At 48.2% G+C, this 18999-nt stretch carries 18 protein-coding genes; 4 read left to right on the top strand and 14 right to left on the bottom strand.

Annotation, left to right across the window (positions count from 1 at the left end):
• Nucleotides 1-6 precede the first annotated feature (6 nt).
• From C1A02_RS11485 to C1A02_RS11440, 10 genes are all read right to left on the bottom strand, one after another.
• Nucleotides 7-441, bottom strand: coding sequence for an FMN-binding protein (locus tag C1A02_RS11485; RefSeq protein ID WP_101698379.1), 435 nt, complete (start codon nt 439-441; stop codon nt 7-9).
• A complete protein-coding gene (locus C1A02_RS11480; protein WP_101698378.1) occupies nt 438-1124 on the bottom strand; it encodes an ABC transporter ATP-binding protein in 687 nt (228 codons plus the stop codon). Before C1A02_RS11480 ends, C1A02_RS11485 begins: the two co-directional genes overlap by 4 nt.
• 15 nt (nt 1125-1139) lie before the next feature.
• Nucleotides 1140-2276 carry an ABC transporter permease gene (locus C1A02_RS11475; protein ID WP_101698603.1) on the bottom strand — a complete coding sequence of 379 codons (1137 nt, stop codon included), beginning with the start codon at nt 2274-2276 and terminating at the stop codon, nt 1140-1142.
• A gap of 4 nt (nt 2277-2280) precedes the next feature.
• Complete coding sequence (locus C1A02_RS11470; protein WP_101698377.1) at nt 2281-3564, bottom strand: ABC transporter permease; 1284 nt, start codon at nt 3562-3564, stop codon at nt 2281-2283.
• Between the two features lie 12 nt (nt 3565-3576).
• A complete protein-coding gene (locus tag C1A02_RS11465; protein WP_101698376.1) occupies nt 3577-4827 on the bottom strand; it encodes a DUF2318 domain-containing protein in 1251 nt (416 codons plus the stop codon).
• A gap of 113 nt (nt 4828-4940) precedes the next feature.
• On the bottom strand, nt 4941-5564 hold the full coding sequence (locus C1A02_RS11460) for an iron transporter (RefSeq protein WP_101698375.1): 624 nt from the start codon (nt 5562-5564) through the stop codon (nt 4941-4943).
• 88 nt (nt 5565-5652) lie between these two features.
• On the bottom strand, nt 5653-6885 hold the full coding sequence (locus C1A02_RS11455) for an FTR1 family iron permease (RefSeq protein ID WP_207204905.1): 1233 nt from the start codon (nt 6883-6885) through the stop codon (nt 5653-5655).
• A 162-nt stretch (nt 6886-7047) separates the two neighbouring features.
• Nucleotides 7048-7335 (bottom strand): FeoA family protein, encoded by a 288-nt coding sequence (locus C1A02_RS13545; RefSeq protein WP_164997199.1) that lies wholly within the window; start codon nt 7333-7335, stop codon nt 7048-7050.
• A gap of 124 nt (nt 7336-7459) precedes the next feature.
• Nucleotides 7460-8866 (bottom strand): MocR-like pyridoxine biosynthesis transcription factor PdxR, encoded by a 1407-nt coding sequence (gene pdxR, locus C1A02_RS11445; RefSeq protein ID WP_101698372.1) that lies wholly within the window; start codon nt 8864-8866, stop codon nt 7460-7462.
• Between the two features lie 354 nt (nt 8867-9220).
• Nucleotides 9221-10120, bottom strand: a complete 900-nt coding sequence (locus C1A02_RS11440) for a diaminopimelate dehydrogenase (RefSeq protein WP_101698371.1) — start codon at nt 10118-10120, stop codon at nt 9221-9223.
• A gap of 860 nt (nt 10121-10980) precedes the next feature.
• On the opposite strand from C1A02_RS11440, the gene C1A02_RS11430 reads away from it, so the two are divergent.
• Genes C1A02_RS11430 through hydG form a run of 4 tightly spaced genes read left to right on the top strand, consistent with a single transcriptional unit; the run spans nt 10981 to nt 14843 of the window.
• Nucleotides 10981-11235 (top strand): TM1266 family iron-only hydrogenase system putative regulator, encoded by a 255-nt coding sequence (locus C1A02_RS11430; RefSeq protein WP_101698369.1) that lies wholly within the window; start codon nt 10981-10983, stop codon nt 11233-11235.
• Nucleotides 11236-12438, top strand: a complete 1203-nt coding sequence (hydF, locus tag C1A02_RS11425) for a [FeFe] hydrogenase H-cluster maturation GTPase HydF (RefSeq protein ID WP_101698368.1) — start codon at nt 11236-11238, stop codon at nt 12436-12438.
• The gene (gene hydE / locus C1A02_RS11420; RefSeq protein ID WP_101698367.1) at nt 12431-13468 is read left to right on the top strand and encodes a [FeFe] hydrogenase H-cluster radical SAM maturase HydE; all 1038 of its coding nucleotides are present in this window, start codon (nt 12431-12433) and stop codon (nt 13466-13468) included. Before hydF ends, hydE begins: the two co-directional genes overlap by 8 nt.
• Nucleotides 13458-14843 carry a [FeFe] hydrogenase H-cluster radical SAM maturase HydG gene (hydG, locus tag C1A02_RS11415; protein ID WP_101698366.1) on the top strand — a complete coding sequence of 462 codons (1386 nt, stop codon included), beginning with the start codon at nt 13458-13460 and terminating at the stop codon, nt 14841-14843. Before hydE ends, hydG begins: the two co-directional genes overlap by 11 nt.
• Nucleotides 14844-14950: 107 nt before the next feature.
• Here the strand turns inward: hydG and C1A02_RS11410 are convergent, their stop codons facing one another.
• Genes C1A02_RS11410 through C1A02_RS11395 form a run of 4 tightly spaced genes read right to left on the bottom strand, consistent with a single transcriptional unit; the run spans nt 14951 to nt 18786 of the window.
• Nucleotides 14951-15820, bottom strand: coding sequence for a glycine betaine ABC transporter substrate-binding protein (locus tag C1A02_RS11410; RefSeq protein ID WP_101698365.1), 870 nt, complete (start codon nt 15818-15820; stop codon nt 14951-14953).
• Nucleotides 15817-16734 (bottom strand): glycine betaine ABC transporter substrate-binding protein, encoded by a 918-nt coding sequence (locus C1A02_RS11405; protein ID WP_101698364.1) that lies wholly within the window; start codon nt 16732-16734, stop codon nt 15817-15819. Before C1A02_RS11405 ends, C1A02_RS11410 begins: the two co-directional genes overlap by 4 nt.
• Nucleotides 16734-17600, bottom strand: coding sequence for an ABC transporter permease (locus C1A02_RS11400; protein WP_101698363.1), 867 nt, complete (start codon nt 17598-17600; stop codon nt 16734-16736). Before C1A02_RS11400 ends, C1A02_RS11405 begins: the two co-directional genes overlap by 1 nt.
• On the bottom strand, nt 17593-18786 hold the full coding sequence (locus C1A02_RS11395) for a quaternary amine ABC transporter ATP-binding protein (RefSeq protein ID WP_101698362.1): 1194 nt from the start codon (nt 18784-18786) through the stop codon (nt 17593-17595). Before C1A02_RS11395 ends, C1A02_RS11400 begins: the two co-directional genes overlap by 8 nt.
• Between the last annotated feature and the right edge of the window lie 213 nt (nt 18787-18999).

Raw genomic sequence — 18999 nt, 5'->3', positions numbered from 1 at the left:
AATCGCCTACTTCTGCGCTTCTTCCAAAGCGTTTCTCACCGCTTCCTGAAACTGATCGTGAGAAATCGTCGCGCCGGATATCACATCTACGCCCTCCAGATTCTGAACTTCGACCAGCTTTTGCGCATATTCTTCCATGGCTTTTACGGCCAGCTGGGCCATCTCATAATAGTCCGGATTGGAAATGGCTCCGTTTACTTTTCCGTAATTCTCATCCTTTTTGGAACCGTCCTTTTGCCATGTGACAAACTGGCAATCGGTAATCTGACTGTTTTGAATGGTGATGGTAGCCTCTCCGTATGCTCCCCGGTCATCTTCAGAGCTTTTTCCAATATAGGTTCCGTCCTTATATGCGGCTGCACCGGTGCCTTCCCCGCACGCCGACAACAGCATAGACGCGAATGCCAAAGAAAAAGCTACCGTCGCAATCTTTCTGTTCATAAGGCATTCCTCTCGTTCCATTTCTCATTTTCAATAATTCGGGCAATTTTCCCATGTTCTAGCACCACGGTGCGCTGTGCCTCTTCGGCCACTTCGGCATCATGGGTTACCACAACAATGGTACTGCCTTCTTTATGAAGCTGCTGAAAAATATCCATTACGATTTTCTCGTTGGTTTCATCCAAATTTCCGGTGGGCTCGTCCGCCAAAATCAGCATCGGGTAATTAATAAGCGCCCGGGCAATGCACACCCTTTGCTGCTCACCACCCGAAAGCTGGCTGGGCAAATGTTTTGCCCGGCCGCCCAGCCCCACCCGTTCCAAAGCCTGCATGGCTTCTTTTTCATCGGGCATGCTGTGATAGTACTGAGCCACCATAACATTCTCAAGCGCAGTCAGATAATTGATCAGGTGAAACTGCTGAAAAATCAGGCCGATTTTATCGCGCCGGATATTGGTCAGGCTTTTCGCGCTTTCTTTGGAAATATTCACGCCGTCCAGAATCACGGATCCGTTGGAGGGCTTATCCATGCACCCGATAATATTCATCATGGTGGTTTTTCCGGAGCCGGAAGGCCCCATAATGGCCAGCCATTCCCCCTGAGAAACCGTTAAATTTACATTCTGCAAAGCCTTTACATTACCATAGATTTTTGAAATATCCTGAAGCTCTAATAAATTCAAGATGCTCTTCCTCCTTTATTCGCCGCGCAGCACAATGGCTGGATCCACTTCGGTTGCGCTTCGGACGGGAATCAGGCACGCCAGGCCGGTAATCACAATAGAAACCGCCAGCGTAGCCGGCACCAAAAGGGGCTGGAACGAAATGGAACGGCTGAACACATTCATACTAACCGTCTGTGCAAACGCAAAGCCCAGCACAGCACCCAAAATTCCACCCAATCCGCCCAAAAACAGTCCTTCTCCTAAAAACTCCAGTATAATACTTTTGTTGGGAGCACCCAGCGCCTTTTTCAGCCCGATCTCTTTGCGCCGTTCTGCCACAACCGCCATCATGGTGGTCGCAACACAAATCATGGTCAGCAGAAGCACCACCGCCGTAACCAGATAGACCAAAGCCTGAAGCTTTGTCAGAACCGTTCCCTCAGACTCTGTAACACGTTTTACCAAACGGGGGGTTACCTCATCCACATTGTCACTGATCTGACTGACAATGTTTTGAAGGGATTGCTGCGGCGCAGAAATGCTGCATTCCACCACGTCCAGCTTACCGCTGTTGCCCATCATCCCTTCCAGATCCGAAAGATCCATAAAAAGGAATTCTTCTTCCGAACCCCCGGTTTGCACAATGCCGGACACGGTAAAGTCCTGTTTGAATATTTTTCCGGTGGAATCTGTTCCTGCAATGGTAAAGGCGTCCCCCGGGGACAAGCGAATTAAATCGGCCACCTGCTGGCCAATCAGCACCGTGCCTTTGCTTTCGGGCCATTGGCCGGAAACAAACCAGTAGGGGCTTGTCTTTTGCACCTGTGCAATATCCGTGCCGGCTGCCAAAAAGGGCTGCTCGTTGATCTTCACCGTTTCATAACGGTAAGGGGCAATTCCCACTGCATCCTCTTTTGGGATAAATTCCAGTGCCTTTTGAACCGAGGCTTCTCCGAAATTCCCTTCCTCACCGGAAGGCACCAAAATCAGGTTGGCGCCATAGGAACGGAATTCCTGTCCCATCTGCCGGGGAATGTCGTAATAAATGGTGACAAGGCCCGAAAGAATCGTGGCACCGATCGCCACCGCCAAAAGCGCCACCAGCATTCTGGAGCGCCGGCGAATAAGCGAGCTGACTATCATCTTAAAATACATCGATTGTTTTTTCATGGAATCACCTGCCATGCAGGACTTCCGCCGGGCGCAGCGATAAAAGCAGCCGGATAGACGGAATACTTCCTGCCAATGTTACAAGGGCCACCAAAAGGGCCACCAGTGGAATCACCATCGGTTTGATTTCAATGGCCGAACCAAACACCGAATGCCCAATAATCTGGGCAAATCCAAGTCCGGCAAAATACCCGGCCACACCGCCAATGATGGCGGTAATCAAAATTTCGGTGAGCACCAGCCGGGATACCGGGGAATTATGGGCCCCCACCGCTTTGAGCAAACCGATTTCACAGCTTCGTTCCATTACGCTGGCCGTTACCAAGTTGGAAATTCCCAAAGCCGAACCGATCAGGCTTAAAATAGTGATAAGCAGCATTAAAAGCTGTGTTTTTTCCAGAATGGCACCTTCCGATTCCGCCACCTGACGGATGGGCTTTGCCACCGAATCCGTAATTACTTCCCCGATTTGATAGCAAATTGCACTCACATAAGCGGTGCAGTACCAGGTTTCCCATTCCTTAATGGAAAGGCTTTTGGGGTTCTGCGCTGCCCGGCGGGAAAGTTCGTTATCCGGTGTTGTCAGGGCGCTGACCTCCACACTGCTGACAAGCCCGGTTCTTCCTGCTAATTTCTGCGCCACATGCAAAGGCACATAAATTCGTTCGTCCTCATCGCTGCCGGCATCAAAAACGCCTTTGACTTTCAGCTGTTTTGACTGCCCGCCGGATGCGATGGTTATGGTGTCCCCTACCTGAATCTGGTTTCTTCCTGCCACCAAGCTGCCCACCATGGCAGAATCCTCTTCCTGATCGGTCAGCCACTGGCCGGAAACATCCCACCAGCTTTTCATATTTTTCATGCCCGTATTCAGGGATTCCCCCGTGGGAAGATCCATATGATGATCAAACCAGGTGCCCACCAGCTTCACTTCGCTGCTGTGGGAATCCAGTTTTACTTTCGTATCCAGATACGGAGTAAAATCCACAATATTAAACGCCCAAAAGATGGTTTTGATATTGCCAAGCTCCGATTCCTGAAGGTATTGATCCGACACGCCGGAGCCTTCTTCCACACCGTACAAATCGTCCAGCAAAGAAGCGCCCTTTGGCATCACGTTAATATTCGCGCCATAGGTTTTCAGTTCCTGATTCACCTTATCCCCCACATCTAGCATTACATTCAGCATAGCTGTGGCTAGGGAAGCGCCCAAAGCAATTGTAAACGCTATCATCATCATTTTTCCTTTTTGACGAAACAGCGCACCTTTTACCATTCTCCAGAACACAGGGTCACCTCCTCACGCGAACCTTTTTTTTTCGTCTTCCAGACTCTGCACCTTTATTACCATGTTGCCGTCGCTGATGGTATAAGCCAAGGGAACCGGATTGCAGCCGCCCTTAAACCCAATGGTGGAAACATTCATGACAACATCGCAAAGCTTGCAGATTACCTCGTCGTCCCGCTCATAGTACCCCGTGGGCCCGCAGATATCACAGGCATCCAGCCCCACGCCGTAAGCGGCGGAACTTTTTTTAATGACAATAAATCGAACCTCTGTCCCGTCAGAAGCCGTGTATTCAAAACGGTGCAAATGGCCGTCGTTGATATTTCCCAAGGGAATGACAATATCGCTCCCCACAATATTCATTGGCTCTGCCGGGGACAAAATTACTTCTTTTTCAGAATAGGCTTTGACCACGGTTAAACTGAGCACCGAAAGAAGATATCCTGTCAATACCACCGCACACCAGCGCCGCTGCCTGCGTGCCGCAGATCGGATTTTCCGGTGCTGTGCCGGGTTGGAAAAGGTCTCTTTCGGGCGCAGGCTTTTCACCCACAAAATCACCGGGATCAAAAGCGTCAAAATCATCAGAGCATACAAAAAGTACCGGTTATAGTTGATAATCGGCTTAATCAGTTCAAAAAGCCATTTTTTCATGGGAATGATCCGCCGCGCCAAAAGGGGCTGCACAATAGCTGCAATTTGATTGAGCATATTCAGCGCCAGACCGGCGGTTACCAATATGCGCACCAGACGAAGAGTTAATCCGCTTCCCGCCTGATAAAGCGCCAGCCCGGACAGCACCACAACCAGAAGGCCGCCCAGGTATCCTATCATCTTAAATAAAAAATCGGTGCTGAGCGCACTTTCCCCTACCCCTGCAAACTCTGTGGGATACAAAAAAAGATCCGGCAGGCAGTAAAGCAAAAGCGAAGCTGCCAGAACCGCATAAACACCGGCTGAGATTTTTTCCTGAAGCCGGGGCTGCTTTTTTTGCAGCATCCCCCAAGAAAACACAAAAAACAAGATTCCGGATACCACTGCCACAGATAAAATGCCAATGTTCCAATATTCCCGATTAATCAGCACCGTCATATGCTTGAAAGCCGATAAAATCAAAGCGGAAACAATTCCTGCCGCAAATCCCCCCAAGAGCCATTTCTGAACCCTTTGTCTGCCATCCAAGCGTGCCAGAGCAAACAGCAACGCCACAAGAATACCGGTGGTAAGGGAATTTTGTATTACCTGTACGAGGTATTTCAGCACTGTGTTAACACCTCCCCAAAAACGGACAGATCGCGTCATGAACCATAACCGCGCCTGCGCGCGATTCGGTCATGACGCGTATCTTACCAGTAAAAGATTAATGTATTATCGAATTACCATACTCTGGGAACATAATCAAAGTCCCACTCTGCTACCAGAGGCTCGCTCCAGAACTTGCCGGGAACGCCTGTTTCCTGATCCACGTGCAGCAGGTAGCCCTGTGCTTCGGGGTTTTCAATGATGAAACGCACCTTGTAAGTACCAGCCTCGCCAAACTTGACGTTAGCGCCGTAGTGAGGGCCGTCGCTGGCACTCATGGGCATGAAGTTTCCTTCAATAATGGAGCCGTCCTCTTTTACCAACTGATACTTTACAGTCAAATAAGGAACAAAGTTACCCACGCCATAGCCCAAGTCATTCTGCAGAGCAGAAATGTCTGCTTCCAGATGCATGTCCGACTCAGCTGCAGGCAAGCTGCCGCCGGCAGGCTCCATGTCTACAGGCTGGAAGTACACACCGGCTACGTTCAGCGGCCCGAGCTCGATATCGTCACCGATGGGGAACTCTTCAAAGCCGGCCACGCCGCCGGGGCCTACTGCACCGCCATCTGCGCTTTCGCTGGTTTCAGCGGGCTTGTCAGAAGCGGTTTCGGTGGTATTGGAAGAGCAGCCGGTAAAGCCTACCGACAGCGCCATTGCCATGGCAAGAAGAAAGACAGATGTTCTTTTGAGTTTCATTGATAAAAACCTCCTGTAATATAAATCATTGTTTTACACCGTAAATAAAAACCACAATTACGGCGGTTAACCCCAATCATTCGGATTCTTAATCCGCTTTTGGCAGATGGTCGGATCCGTTTGCAGCGGCCACAGCCCGCGCCAAGCGCCACTTGCGAATCTGAATCACAAATGTGGCGATGGTCAGCAGAAGCAAAATAGCCTGCGGAATCAGTGTTTCCATGGTGGGATAAATCCCCAGAATATCAATTGAGGCAATTCCCGATACCGGCGTAACGCCAATCATGTTGCCTTCCTGAAGCTCTTTGATACCGGAACCCACAAAGGAAATGGACATGACAAACAGCAAAATGCTGGTGCCAAGGAAGAACGGCTTCAGCGGCAGTTTAATGCTCATGAAGCGAATGACCAAATAGATGACAACCAACAAGGCGCAGCCGATTCCAAGGCCCAGCCAAACCATATTGAAATAGGTTTGGGTGCCCGCCAAAAGTGCCTGATAGAACAAAATTGTTTCAGCACCTTCACGGAATACTGCCAAAAACGCCGCAAAGGCCAAAGAAAACACACTGCCCTTTGTTAAAGAGCTCTGCACTTTTCCCTCTATGTAGCCCGTCCAGGCTTCCACCTCCGCTTTTGATACCATCCAGTTGCTGACATAAAACAGAACTACCACAGCAATCAGCATAGTGACACCTTCAATAATCTCTTGGTTTGCGCCACTGGCAGCCGTAAGGCTGTTCAGAATAAACGCCATGATAACGCTGGCGCCAAGAGCTATCAGAGACCCCCAATAAACCGCACGGGTTTTATCCTGATTCCCGCTTTTCACCAGATAGGCAATAATCGCACCCACAATGATAATCGCCTCAAAGCCTTCTCTGGTTATGATAAGGAGCGAAGCCAGAAATACGCCAACGGCGCTTTCTTCTTTGCCATCAAGCTGGTTTGCATCCTCCCTGAGCAGCTTTACAAGCTCATCCAAAGAGGCACGAACTTCTTCTTTGGGGCTTTGGGACGTCATCGCCTTCTTCACATAGCTAAACTGGTATTCCACCGTAGCCGCACGGTTTCCGGAGATGTATGCCATTACCGTTTTTTCAAATCCCAGCTTTTCATAGTAGCCGAAGTATGCCTCGTCCACTTTATTTTTTGCGGCTTGTGCATCCCCTGACAAATAAATTTCGTAGGACTCGTCCGCAATCACTTCCATCTCATCCACAATCTGATTCCATGTTTCATAAGAGGCGGCAAATGCAGGAATAGAGATCGTACTGAACAAAGCCAGCGTCAGCGCAAGGGCAGCAAATATTTTACGCACCTTCATTCCCTCCTTTCTCCATAGATAACCAAGCCCAAAGTCATTTGCCCTTTGGGCACTACTGTACAACACATTTATGTTAGTCATTTCTAACTTCAAGCGCAAGAGCCAGTTTCAAAATTCTCTATGGTTCCAGTTTCTTCCTTCCTGCCCCTAAAAATTCTAAAAAAGGCCAAACCGCTTTCTCAAAGTAATTCCAAAAGACATTTGGCAGCAGTCCTGCGTCGAAGAATCGGATTCCACAATAATTTTTCGGGCCAGTTCCTCACCAACGGCAACTCGGCGTTCCCCCACCCCTAGAATCAGGGCGTCACCGTAAGTTTTGTGTACAATATAAACCTTACTATCCACTGTAATGCCGGCTTGTTCCAGCCCCTCTTGTGCAGATTCATCCAGCCAAATTGCTTTCACTTGCAACAATTCGCCCATTGGCGCCAATGATAATCGCATCACGACCAATCCCTTAGAATGTATTTGGGCAAAGAAACGCACCCGCCCATAAAAACATTTTAAGGAGCCGAAGCCAAGGGCACAAGAACCAGCCTGAAACGGTTTTATAGAGCCAGTTTTTTCTCTATCTGCTTTTGTCCCCGCGCCAAGCCTGATAAAGCAAATCCACCGCAACAGAAATCTCTTCCAGCGGAATTCCCCCATAATTTAAAAGCACTGTTCCATACTCATATTTCACGGGATAAAACCAATATTGTGAAGTGGGATACACCCCCACACCGGCTAGCCGGGCCTGATGAATCAGTTCCTCTTCAGAAGCCGGCCACCTGGCCTGAATCAGCAGATGCAACCCGGACTGAAAACCGGAAATGGAGATACTGTCCCCAAATTTATTTTTTAACGCGCTCAACAGACTTTCACATTTGGCTGTTTGAATTTTCCGCATTTTTCTCAAATGACTTTCCCAGTACCCTTCTTTTAAAAACAGCTCCAATGGTTTTTGCGTGAGAAAAGGCACAAAGGGTGCATGGTGATCGATCCACTGGTGCAGTGTGTCCAGCAAAGGCTCGGGCACTACCAGATAAGAAACATTCACACAAGGAAACAAGATATCAGAAAATCCGCCGATGTAAAAAACCCGATCCGGGCAAAGGGACTGAATGGACGGCAGCGGCTTGTGGCCATGTTGAAAGTGGCAGTTGTGATCGTCTTCAATTAAAAATGTATTTTTGCGAACAGCCCATTGGGCGAATTCATTTCGCCGGGACAACGACATCACAGTCCCGGTGGGGAATTGATGCGACGGGGTTACATAAGCCGCCGTTACATTGGTTCCCGTCAAAGATTTGGCCATCGCCCCCTGAGAATCCACCCCCATCGGATAAGGGAAAAAACCATGGTTTTGCAGTGTAATTCGAGACTGATCGTCGCCCGGTTCTTCCATGGCAATCTCTGCCCCTGTATGAATGGAATGTAAAAGCCGGCAGATCAAATCCAGGCAAAACTGTGTTCCCGTGGTCACAACAATCTGCTCTACCTTGCACGTTACATTCCGGTAATTATGAAGCTGTTTTTGAATTTCTGTCCGAAGCCCCAGTTCGCCAAAAACTGATTTTTTCAAAGCAAGAGCTTCTTTATTATCCTGAAAACACCGATTCAGCAGCCTTTGCCACCGGCTGCAGGGAAGATCAGACAAAAGAAGTCTGCCTCGCTGAAAATCATAAAGAATTTCAGGTTCAGACACCTTTAATTCCTGCTGAGGACTTACCGCTTCACACTGTAAAAACGGGTGAATATTCTGTGCATCCACATAATAACCTTTTCGCGGCTGGCTGATAATAAAGCCCTCTGCAAACAGCTGGTTATAGGCCAGCTCCACCGTATTTCTGCTGATGCGAAATTCCGCCGATACCGCCCGGCTGGATTTCAGTTTTGTTCCGGGTTTCAGCTTCCCGCTTAAAATATCCGCTTTAATCTGCCGATACAATTGGGCATAAAGCGGGGTTTTATTCTCCTCATTCAATACCCACATATTTTTTAATTCCTCTCAACCCATTTCCCTCAGATTTCGTTTTGTTTCATAAACACGCCGCAAAAGTTAGTTATAACTAACTTTGTGTTTTTGTTAGTATAACATAACATCTTTCCTTCCATCAAGGCTTCTTTTGCATAATTATGGGAATCTTTGCTGTTCTTTTTTTATTTTAGCAAAAAGAGATGTGCATTTTGCAAAGAAAAGAAAGACTGCTAGCAAGATTTGTTACCAGTTTTATGGCACAAGATTTTTTGAATAAAAAAAAGAAAGGACATTACCCACAGGCAATCTCCTTTCTTTCTCCATACAAAAAGGCATCCGTCTAAATTTTAAACTTGGCAAAAAATCAAATTATACCAACGCAGCAATCAGGGATTCACGGCTGCCGGGCAGCAAGTCGATCACCGGAATCTCGATCATGGTATAAGCGCCGGGCTGCTGCTTCATGGATGCTCTGGCACATGCCACCATCACCTGAGAAGTCAGCGCCGGATTGTTAATGGTCATATTGTACTCAAAAATCTGATTATCTGTTGTGCCGGAAACACCCTTGCGAATCATATGAACGCCATGGCCGCGGTCAATTACGGCTTTGATATCCGGAACCTGAATCACATGAGTTTCATCGTGGGCAAAATAATCATCACTTTTGATTGCCTTGCTCACCGTGTCAATGCTGGCTCCCTCTTCCAATTCCACATACACCATTCTTCTGTGAACACCGGTTCCCAGCGGGATAGTCATGGACAAAGCGCCTTTTACCCCCTTAACCGCCTTGGCTGCCACAGTGTGGCCCATGCTCATGCCGGGGCCAAAATTGGTGTAGGTAATCCCTTTGGGGGCGCAAGCCTGCATCAAGGTGCGCACTACCGAGTCACTTCCCGGGTCCCACCCGGCAGAAAGAACCGAAACTCGTCCAGCTTCTTTTGCTTTTTGATCCAGAGTTTTTCTTAAATCTACAATGGATGTATGAATATCAAAGCTGTCAACTGTATTGATACCCAATGCCAGGTATTTTTCTGCATATTCCTGTACGCTGCGTGTGGGTGTGCAAAGCAAGGCAACATCCACCTTTCCCAGCTTTGTAATATCTTCTGTGACCGTGATTCCGCCGAGTTCTTTGGGCATTTCGTTGCTGGCATTTCTGCGAACAACACCTGCAAGTTCCATATCTTCAGCCGCCAAAACAGCTTCCAGTGCATATTTTCCAATATTGCCGTACCCTACAATTGCAATCCTTATCTTTTCCATGAGTATTCCTCCTTTTTCATTTATTTTATTTGTTCATTTCGTAACTGTCAATGTTTTCACTGGAATTCCTAAAAATAATATGAAAGATAGATTCGTGAAAATTGCATGCAATTAACCTTTTCACAAAACAGTAAGCAAAACGCGCGCTATCTTTTCAGACTAATTTTGTTTCGAGTTCTATTTACCCGTTTTTTCTTATACCCCCAATTCCGTTTCTCACCACTTTGGGCTTTTAAGAAATCATACTCGGGTAAACTTTTCCGTTCTTTTTCTAGAGGAATTTTGCAACATTTGTGCCGGGTGTTTTCAGTGCTTTCTCAGCATTTCAAGAATTTGGCAGACACTTCATCAAACACGGTATCAAAGAATACGCAAACAAACCATTGCAATTGATCAAAAATAAATAAACAAACAGTATCCTTAACTATAAAAATACATTCAGTATATCAATTTCGTGCTGTTTTGATCCCTTTTAATCGAAAATCACAAGTGTTTTTGAAAAACATTTTTTAAAGTTTAAAGATAAAATGAAGGTGCTTTGCAACAAACGAGCCAGTAAAAATCATTTGCCGGAATCAGCGCCATTTTTCATGCGAAACCGGGATTGTGAAGCGGTTGACAAGGTTTCTGTTTCCCTTTATAATGAAGCCACAGACTTTCATTTTCACAGAGATTATTCTTTGCGAAAGTGCGTCTGCAAGCATTCTATTTTTATCTGACGGAAAAGCATTGCTGATCTGAAAGGAAACATGCGGCTCACCCGATTCTTCGGTTTGCCGCCGGTTGTATTATGCCTTTTTCTGCAATCAGAGCCTTTCCGAATTTGGAAAGGCTTTTTTTATTTACAGGAGGATTTTTAAATGAACCGAGTTGCCGTTATCAGCGCCATTTTAGAACAGCCCAACTTGTGTCAGAAGGAATTCAATCAGGTGATTTCCTCCTTTCAGGGAATCGTCAAAGGCCGCATGGGAATTCCGATGCCAGAAGAAAACATGGCCGTTGTGTCCTTAGTGGTTGTCAGCACCACCGATGAAATCAACAGCCTGACCGGAAAGCTGGGCAGGTTAAATTATGTGACCGTCAAAACTTCTATTTCCAAAAAGGAGGTTTCCTGAATGGAGCTTAGCCCCAGAGGAGTTCGCACCCACATCGCCCTGTTTGGAAAGCGCAACGCCGGGAAATCCAGCCTGATTAACGCTTTGACCGGGCAAAACACAGCGATTGTGTCCGATCAAAAGGGAACAACCACAGATCCCGTTTACAAAAGCATGGAACTGTTTCCCCTTGGCCCTTGTGTGCTGATTGACACGGCCGGCCTAGATGACACCGGGGATTTGGGCGATTTGCGAAAGGAAAAATCCTTAGAAGTTCTGGGCCGAACCGATATCGTCCTTTATGTGGCAGACGCCGGAACCGGACTGGACAAATCGGAAGAATCCTTTTTAGAGCAATTGCGCCAACGCGGGCTTCCGGTCATTTTGGTCTGGAACAAAACCGATTTGCCCGGCAGCGCACCGCCCCCGCAAAACGCCGTGGCGGTTTCTGCCCAAATCGGGCAGGGAATGTTACAGCTCATCGAAAACTTGTCCCATGCAAAACCGGGAGCAAAGGCTCCGGGACTTCTGGACGGTCTGGTGATGCCCGGTGACGTGGTACTGCTGGTTACCCCCATTGATGCTTCTGCACCCAAAGGGCGTTTGATTTTGCCCCAGCAACAGGTTTTGCGCGCTTTATTGGAATTGGGAGCCCCCGCGCTGGTGGTGCAGCCAAAAGAAATTCCCCAAGCATTGGCAGCTTTGGCTCACCCACCCGCTTTGGTCATTACGGATTCTCAGGTATTTAAAGAAGTGGCAAATCTGCTGCCCTCGGCCATTCCGCTTACCTCTTTTTCCATTCTGTTTGCCCGGGCCAAAGGAGATTTGCAGGAACTGGCAGCAGGAGCCCGTGCCATTGCCCGCCTCAAGGACAATGACCGCATTTTAATTGCGGAAGCCTGCACCCACCACCGGCAAGAGGACGACATCGGGAAGGTGAAAATTCCCCGGTGGCTTCGGGAAAAAACCGGCAAACAGTTGGAATTTGAATTCTGTTCCGGCCTGACCTATACCAAAGATCTGCGCGAATATGCACTGGTGGTGCATTGCGGTGCCTGTATGATCAACCGAACCGAAATGCTGCACCGCATTGAGCAGGCGCAAAACTGTCAGGTGCCCATTGTCAATTATGGCGTGCTGATCGCCTATGTCACCGGAATTTTAGATCGAGTGTTGCAGCCGATACCGGAAATCCAAAAACAGGAGGAATTTTGCCATGCGTGATCTAAATCGAATGACCCGAGAGGAACTGGCAGACTTCATCCGGAAAAACGGCGGCACAGAGCGGCAGGAATTGATTGAAGAATCCAACCGCCTGCGCCTTCTCAGTTACGGCCGCGATGTGTACACCCGGGGCCTGATTGAATTCACCAACTACTGCAAAAACAACTGTTATTACTGCGGCATCCGCAAAGATAATCACAATGCGGAGCGCTACCGCCTGATCCAAGAGCAGATTCTGGAATGCTGTCAGTTGGGGTGGCAGCTGGGATACCGCACCTTTGTGCTTCAAGGCGGAGAGGATCCCTATTTTACCGATGACCGATTAGAGCGCATTGTCCATTCCATTCGCACCGCTTTCCCGGACTGCGCCATTACGCTGTCTTTGGGGGAACGAAGCCGGGAATCGTATCAGCGGCTGTATGATGCCGGGGCAGAGCGTTATTTGCTGCGCCACGAAACCGCTAACGACATTCATTACCGCCAGCTGCACCCAAAAGAGATGCTCTGGGACAATCGCCGGCGATGTCTTTGGGATCTGCGGGAAATCGGCTATCAAGTTGGGGCGGGCTTTATGGTGGGTTCCCCTTTTCAGACCCCGGAATGTCTTGCGGATGATCTGTTGTTCTTAAAAGAACTGCAACCCCACATGGTGGGCATCGGCCCTTTTATCCCCCAAAAGGATACGCCTTTTGGCAGCTACTCTGCCGGCACGCTGGAGCAAACGATTTTGATGGTGGCAATGCTGCGGGTTATGCTGCCGGCGGTTTTGCTGCCCGCCACCACCGCAGTGGGAACACTGGATCCTCTGGGCCGCGAAAAAGTACTGAAAGCCGGGGCAAACGTGGTAATGCCAAACCTTTCCCCGGTGGATGTAAGAAAAAAATACTTGCTTTATGACAATAAGATCTGTACCGGCGACGAAGCGGCAGAATGCCGTTTCTGCATCCAGGGCCGTGTTGAACGGACCGGATACACCTTAACGGTGGACCGGGGGGACCATAAGGATAGGAGAGTGTCTTATGCAAATTGATCACAAGCTGATTGAGGACCTGTTGGCGCAGGCATCTGCCAGCAGCACTGCTGAAAAAGAAGAAGCCGTACGCCGTGCCGAAGAGGGCAAACAGCTGAGCTATCTGGACATTGCTTTGCTGCTGCATGTAACGGAACCGGAACTGCTGGATCGTATTTATCGTGTAGCCGGTGAAATCAAACGAAAAATTTACGGAAACCGAATTGTCTTGTTTGCGCCTCTTTATGTGTCCAACTACTGCGTAAACAGCTGCGTATACTGCGGCTTTCAGCGGTGCAACCAAATGAAGCGCCGCCGCCTGACCCGAGAAGAAATTCAGCAGGAAGTCCGGGTATTAGAGCGTATGGGGCACAAGCGTCTGGCACTGGAAGCCGGGGAAGATCCCGTCAACTGCGATATCAACTATATTTTAGAAGCACTGGATGCCATCTATGAAACCAAGCTGGACAACGGCAGTATTCGCCGGGTCAATGTAAACATAGCGGCCACCACAGTGGAAGAATACCGTATGCTGCACGAAAAGGGCATCGGCACTTACATTCTGTTTCAAGAAACCTATCATAAACCCACTTATGACCGGATGCACCCCAACTGTCGCAAAGGCGATTACCAATATCACTTGGGTTCCTTTGACCGTGCCATGGAGGCCGGGATTGAGGATGTGGGCGCCGGCGTTCTGTTTGGTCTGTATGACGCCAAATATGAAGTGCTGGGTCTGATGATGCACAATGCTCATCTGGAAGAAAAATTCGGCGTGGGCTTCCACACCATCTCGATGCCCCGCTTAAAGCAGGCAGAAGGCATGACCCTGAAGGATTTCCCTCATTTGGTGGACGACGACACCTTTAAACATCTGGTGGCAATTCTAAGGATTGCGGTTCCCTATACCGGCATCATTATGTCCACCCGCGAATCCGCACAAATGCGGGATGAGGTGCTCCGTTACGGTGTCTCTCAAATCAGTGCCGGCTCCAACACCGAAATCGGCGGCTATAAAGAAGAGGACGAAGCACCCCAGGCTGCGGTATCGGGCCAGTTCCAGCTTTCGGACGAACGCCGGCCGCTGGAAGTGATTAAGACGCTGATTGGAAACGGCTATATCCCCAGCTACTGCACCGCCTGTTACCGTCAGGGGCGCACCGGCGACCGTTTTATGCAGCTGGCAAAAAGCGGCGCCATTCAATATGTGTGCACCCCCAATGCTTTGATGACTCTTTTGGAATACATGCTGGATTATGGAGATCCAGAGCTTTTGGAAATGGGCCGCAAGCTGCTGGAATCTGAGATTGAGAAAATTGAAAACCCCCGGGTACAGCGTGTGGTGCGCACCAATATCGCCCGCATGGAAGCCGGAGAACGGGACTTATTCCTGTAAGAGCAATTTTTCGGCAGATGCCGTTATATCCTTTTATTGATGAATATTATTCTATTAAAAAGGCCCTTCGCCAATGCGAAGAGCCTTTTTTAATACATGTTTCGATTTTATGATTCCGCTTTTTCCGGCAGCCAGTTCTGCACCAGCTCTGCGTTGTCTTTGGCCCATTTTCTGGCCACATCCAACGGCTCGCCGCCATCATTTTCAATGGCATCCATCAGGCTGCCAAGCTCCTGCTCATCCATTCTAAAATTGGTCAGGAATTCCGCCACGTCCGGCATATCCTCAGCAAGACCTTTTCTGGCCACGGTATGAATGTCCTCTGCTGCACCGAAGATTTCTTTCGGATCTTCCAGCATCTTTAAATCCCAACGGGAGAATTTCCAGTGGGGTTTCCAAGCGGTTACCACAATCGGCTCGTTGGCGTTAATGGCTTTCTGCAAGGCAGCTGTCATGGTGGGGCCGCTACCCGGCAAAAGCTTATAATCCAAACCGTATTCCGAAATAGCCTGTTCTGTTACCCGCATCAGTCCCGCTCCGGAATCAATGCCGATGATTTCACCGTTGAACAAGTTTTTGTTCGCGTTAAGTTCTTCAACACTGTTTACCGGAACATAACTGGGAACCGCCAGCCCAAGCCGTGCGTTATCATAATTGATTCCCAAATCGTCCAGTTTATCTCCATATTTATTCATATAATCTTCATGAGTAATGGGAAGCCAGGCATCCATAAATGCATCGGTATTCCCGCTGGCTACCGAGGTGAACACCGGGGCTACGTCTGCCATGGTCAATTCCACTTTGTAACCCATTTCATCTTCCATCACAGCGGCTGCCAGATTCGTCATGGCAATTCCCTCTGCCCAGTTCACATACCCCAGTTTTACGGTTTTTGAGCCTTTTCCGGTCTGGCCGCAGCCAGCCATTGCCCCTGCCAAGAGCAACACACTTAGTCCCAGCGCTAATATTCTCTTCATGGTTTGTCCTCCGTTTTCTTCGTGTTTTCTATTTCTGCATTTGGAAGCCAGCTTTTCACCAGCTCTGCATTGTCTTTGCTCCACTTTCGGGCTGCTTCCAAGGGATCGCTGCCATTTTCAATGGCGTCCATCAAACTCCCCAACTGCTGCTCATCCAGTTTAAAGTTTGTCAAAAATGCCGCTACATCCGGCATATCGTTTGAAAACCCTTTTCTTGCCATGGTGTGAATATTCTCTGAGGTTCCATAAATATTCTTTGGATCTTCTAACACTTTTAAATCCCAACGAGAAAATTTCCAATGGGGCTTCCAACCCAGCACCACAATCGGTTCCTTTGCATCAATGGCTTTTTTCAATGCCGCCGTCATGGTGGGGCCGCTGCCTGACAGAAGCTTATAATCCAGATCGTATTCCGAAATCAACCGTTCTGTCTCCCTCATGACCACTGCTCCGGAATCAATGCCGACAATTTCACCGTTGAACATTTCTTTGTTATCTTTCAGTTCTTCTACGCTGTTAATAGGTACATAAGCGGGAACGGTAAGGCCAATCATCGCATTTTCATAATTGACGCCCAAATCTTCTAACTGATCGCCATATTTATTCATATAGTCCTCATGAGTTACCGGAAGCCACACGTCCATAAATGCATCTGTGTTCCCAGCAACCAGCGAGGTGAACAGCGGGGCAACATCTACCATGGCGGTTTCCACACGGTAACCCATGTCATCTTGCAGCACTGCGGCCGCCAGATTTGTCATGGCAATTCCTTCTGCCCAGTTCACATACCCCAGTTTTACAGTTTTAACCTTTTCGTTTTGCGGCTGGCCACAGCCGCCCATCGCCCCGGTTATCATCACCAAGCTAAGGCCGAGAGCCAATGCTTTTTTGACTTTCCCTTGAAATCGTATCATTATTCGGTCCTTCCCTTCTTAAAAAGAATAGAGAATAAACTCTTCCGATTTCCTTTCCCCAAACTTTGAGTGATACGGTCAATCACCATAGCCAAAATGACAACGGCAAGGCCGCCTTCAAATCCCTGGCCCATCTTCATCTGCGTAATCCCTTGCAGAACCACATTGCCCAGCCCGCCGGCACCGATCATGGCTGAGATAACCACCATAGACAAGGAAAGCAGAATCGTTTGGTTCAGCCCGGCTAAAATAGTGGGCATTGCCATGGGAATCTGCACTTTCCACAGCAGCTGGCCAGAAGTGGAACCGAAGGCTCTGGATGCTTCGACCACATCCAAGGGAACCTGACGAATTCCCAGGCTGGTCAGGCGCACCACAGGAGGCATCGCAAAGATAACGGTTGCCACCGCTCCCGGAACTTCTCCCAAATCAAAAAAGTATACCGCAGGAATCAAATAAACAAAAGCCGGCATGGTCTGCATAAAGTCTAAAACAGGCCGGATAGCATTGTTGGCCTTGTCGCTGCGCGACATCCAAATGCCAAGGGGAAGCCCCAATAACAATGCAATGAAAGTGGAAGTGACCACCAAAGCCAAAGTTTCCATTGTCTGTGTCCACAAATTCATAGAAACAATCAGCAAAAGTCCCACTATGGTAAAGATTCCTGTTCCCCGGCCGGCAACACGCCAGGCCAAAAGCGCAAACAGCGCAATCATAATGTAAAAAGGAATTCCATTAAATACAAATTCAAATCCGCCGATAATCCCGGAAAGTCCTTCTTTAATCCCATTAAAGAAGGGAGCTAAATTGACGGTAAGCCAGTCAATCGCACGTTCCACATAATCGCCAATCGGTAATCTATACATCCGCGTTGCCCTCCCCTACAATGCCCGCCAGAACCGACACCTTAAATATAATACCCAAAAGTTTGTTATCCTCATCGGTAACTGCCACAGGGTACCGGGTGTTCAAAAACAGGGGAGCTATTTCTTCAATTAAAGTATCTGGATTAACGGTGCAGATGCCCCGATCCAAAATCTCGGCCAAATCCTCTTTTCCTTCGCGAATCAGCCGGGTCGCATCATCAATAGTAACAATGCCCAAAAGTTCCCCCTGCTTATTCGTGACAAAAAGGCTGGAAATTGCCGCTTCTTTCATCTGACGCACCGCAACTCTGGCGCCGCCGGTTACTGTGGTAACCGTGTCTGCGTCGCTCATAATAGAGCTGGCCGTCATTACCTTGCTGCGATTCACGCCCTGCACAAATTCCTTCACATAATCGTCAGCCGGCTTGCTTAAAATTTCTTCCGGCGTGCCGATTTGCACAATGACGCCGTCTTTCATAATCGCAATGCGATCCCCCAGCTTCAAAGCCTCATCCAAATCATGGGTAATAAAAATAATAGTTTTCTTTAATTTTCTTTGCAGACTGATCAGCTCATTCTGCATTCCCTTGCGAATCAGGGGATCCAGCGCACTGAAGGCCTCGTCCATCAGCAAAACGTCAGGAGATGTTGCCAAAGCCCGCGCCAACCCTACTCTTTGCTGCATACCGCCAGAAAGCTGAGAAGGATATGCATTCTCATAGCCTTTCAGACCCACAACTTCAAGCATTTCAAGCGCTTTTGCCCGGCGCTCTTGTTCGTCCACCTTTTGAATCTCTAAACCGAAAGCCACATTGTCAGCCACGGTGCGATGAGGCAGAAGAGCAAAATTTTGAAACACCATGGCAATTTTCTTTCTGCGAACTTCTCTTAAGCGTTCTGCATCATATGCCGCGATATCTTGTCCATCAATTAATACCTGCCCGTCTGTTGGCTCGATCAGCCGGTTCAAGCAACGAATCAAAGTGGATTTTCCGCTTCCAGAAAGGCCCATGACGACAAAGATCTCGCCTTCCTCTACTGAAAAAGAAGCATTATTTACACCAACATGATGCTTGCTTTTTTTTAAAACAGATTCCTTGTTTTCACCCTGCTGCAAGAGCGGAATCATCTTTTTGGGGGTAGCACCAAATATTTTATATAGATTTTTAATTTCAACCTTTGGCATCTCTCCTCATCCCTCTTTTCTATCAAATTTTGAGTATTTTCTGAAAAAAACAATCCAAAACGCCAGTAACAACTTTCATTCTACCGCAAAGTTGTTACTGTAATTATAGTAAACCTAGAAATAATTGTCAAATAGAACCCAGATCAATTCTCGAACTTTTTATTTAGTTTGCCCAGTATTTCGTCAAAGGGCAGAAAACAGAAAAAAGTTTTT

It is taken from the genome of Clostridium minihomine (assembly GCF_900240385.1).
GTDB classification, from domain to species: domain Bacteria; phylum Bacillota; class Clostridia; order Oscillospirales; family Acutalibacteraceae; genus Faecalispora; species Faecalispora minihomine.
This window is presented reverse-complemented; position numbering and strand designations above follow the sequence as displayed.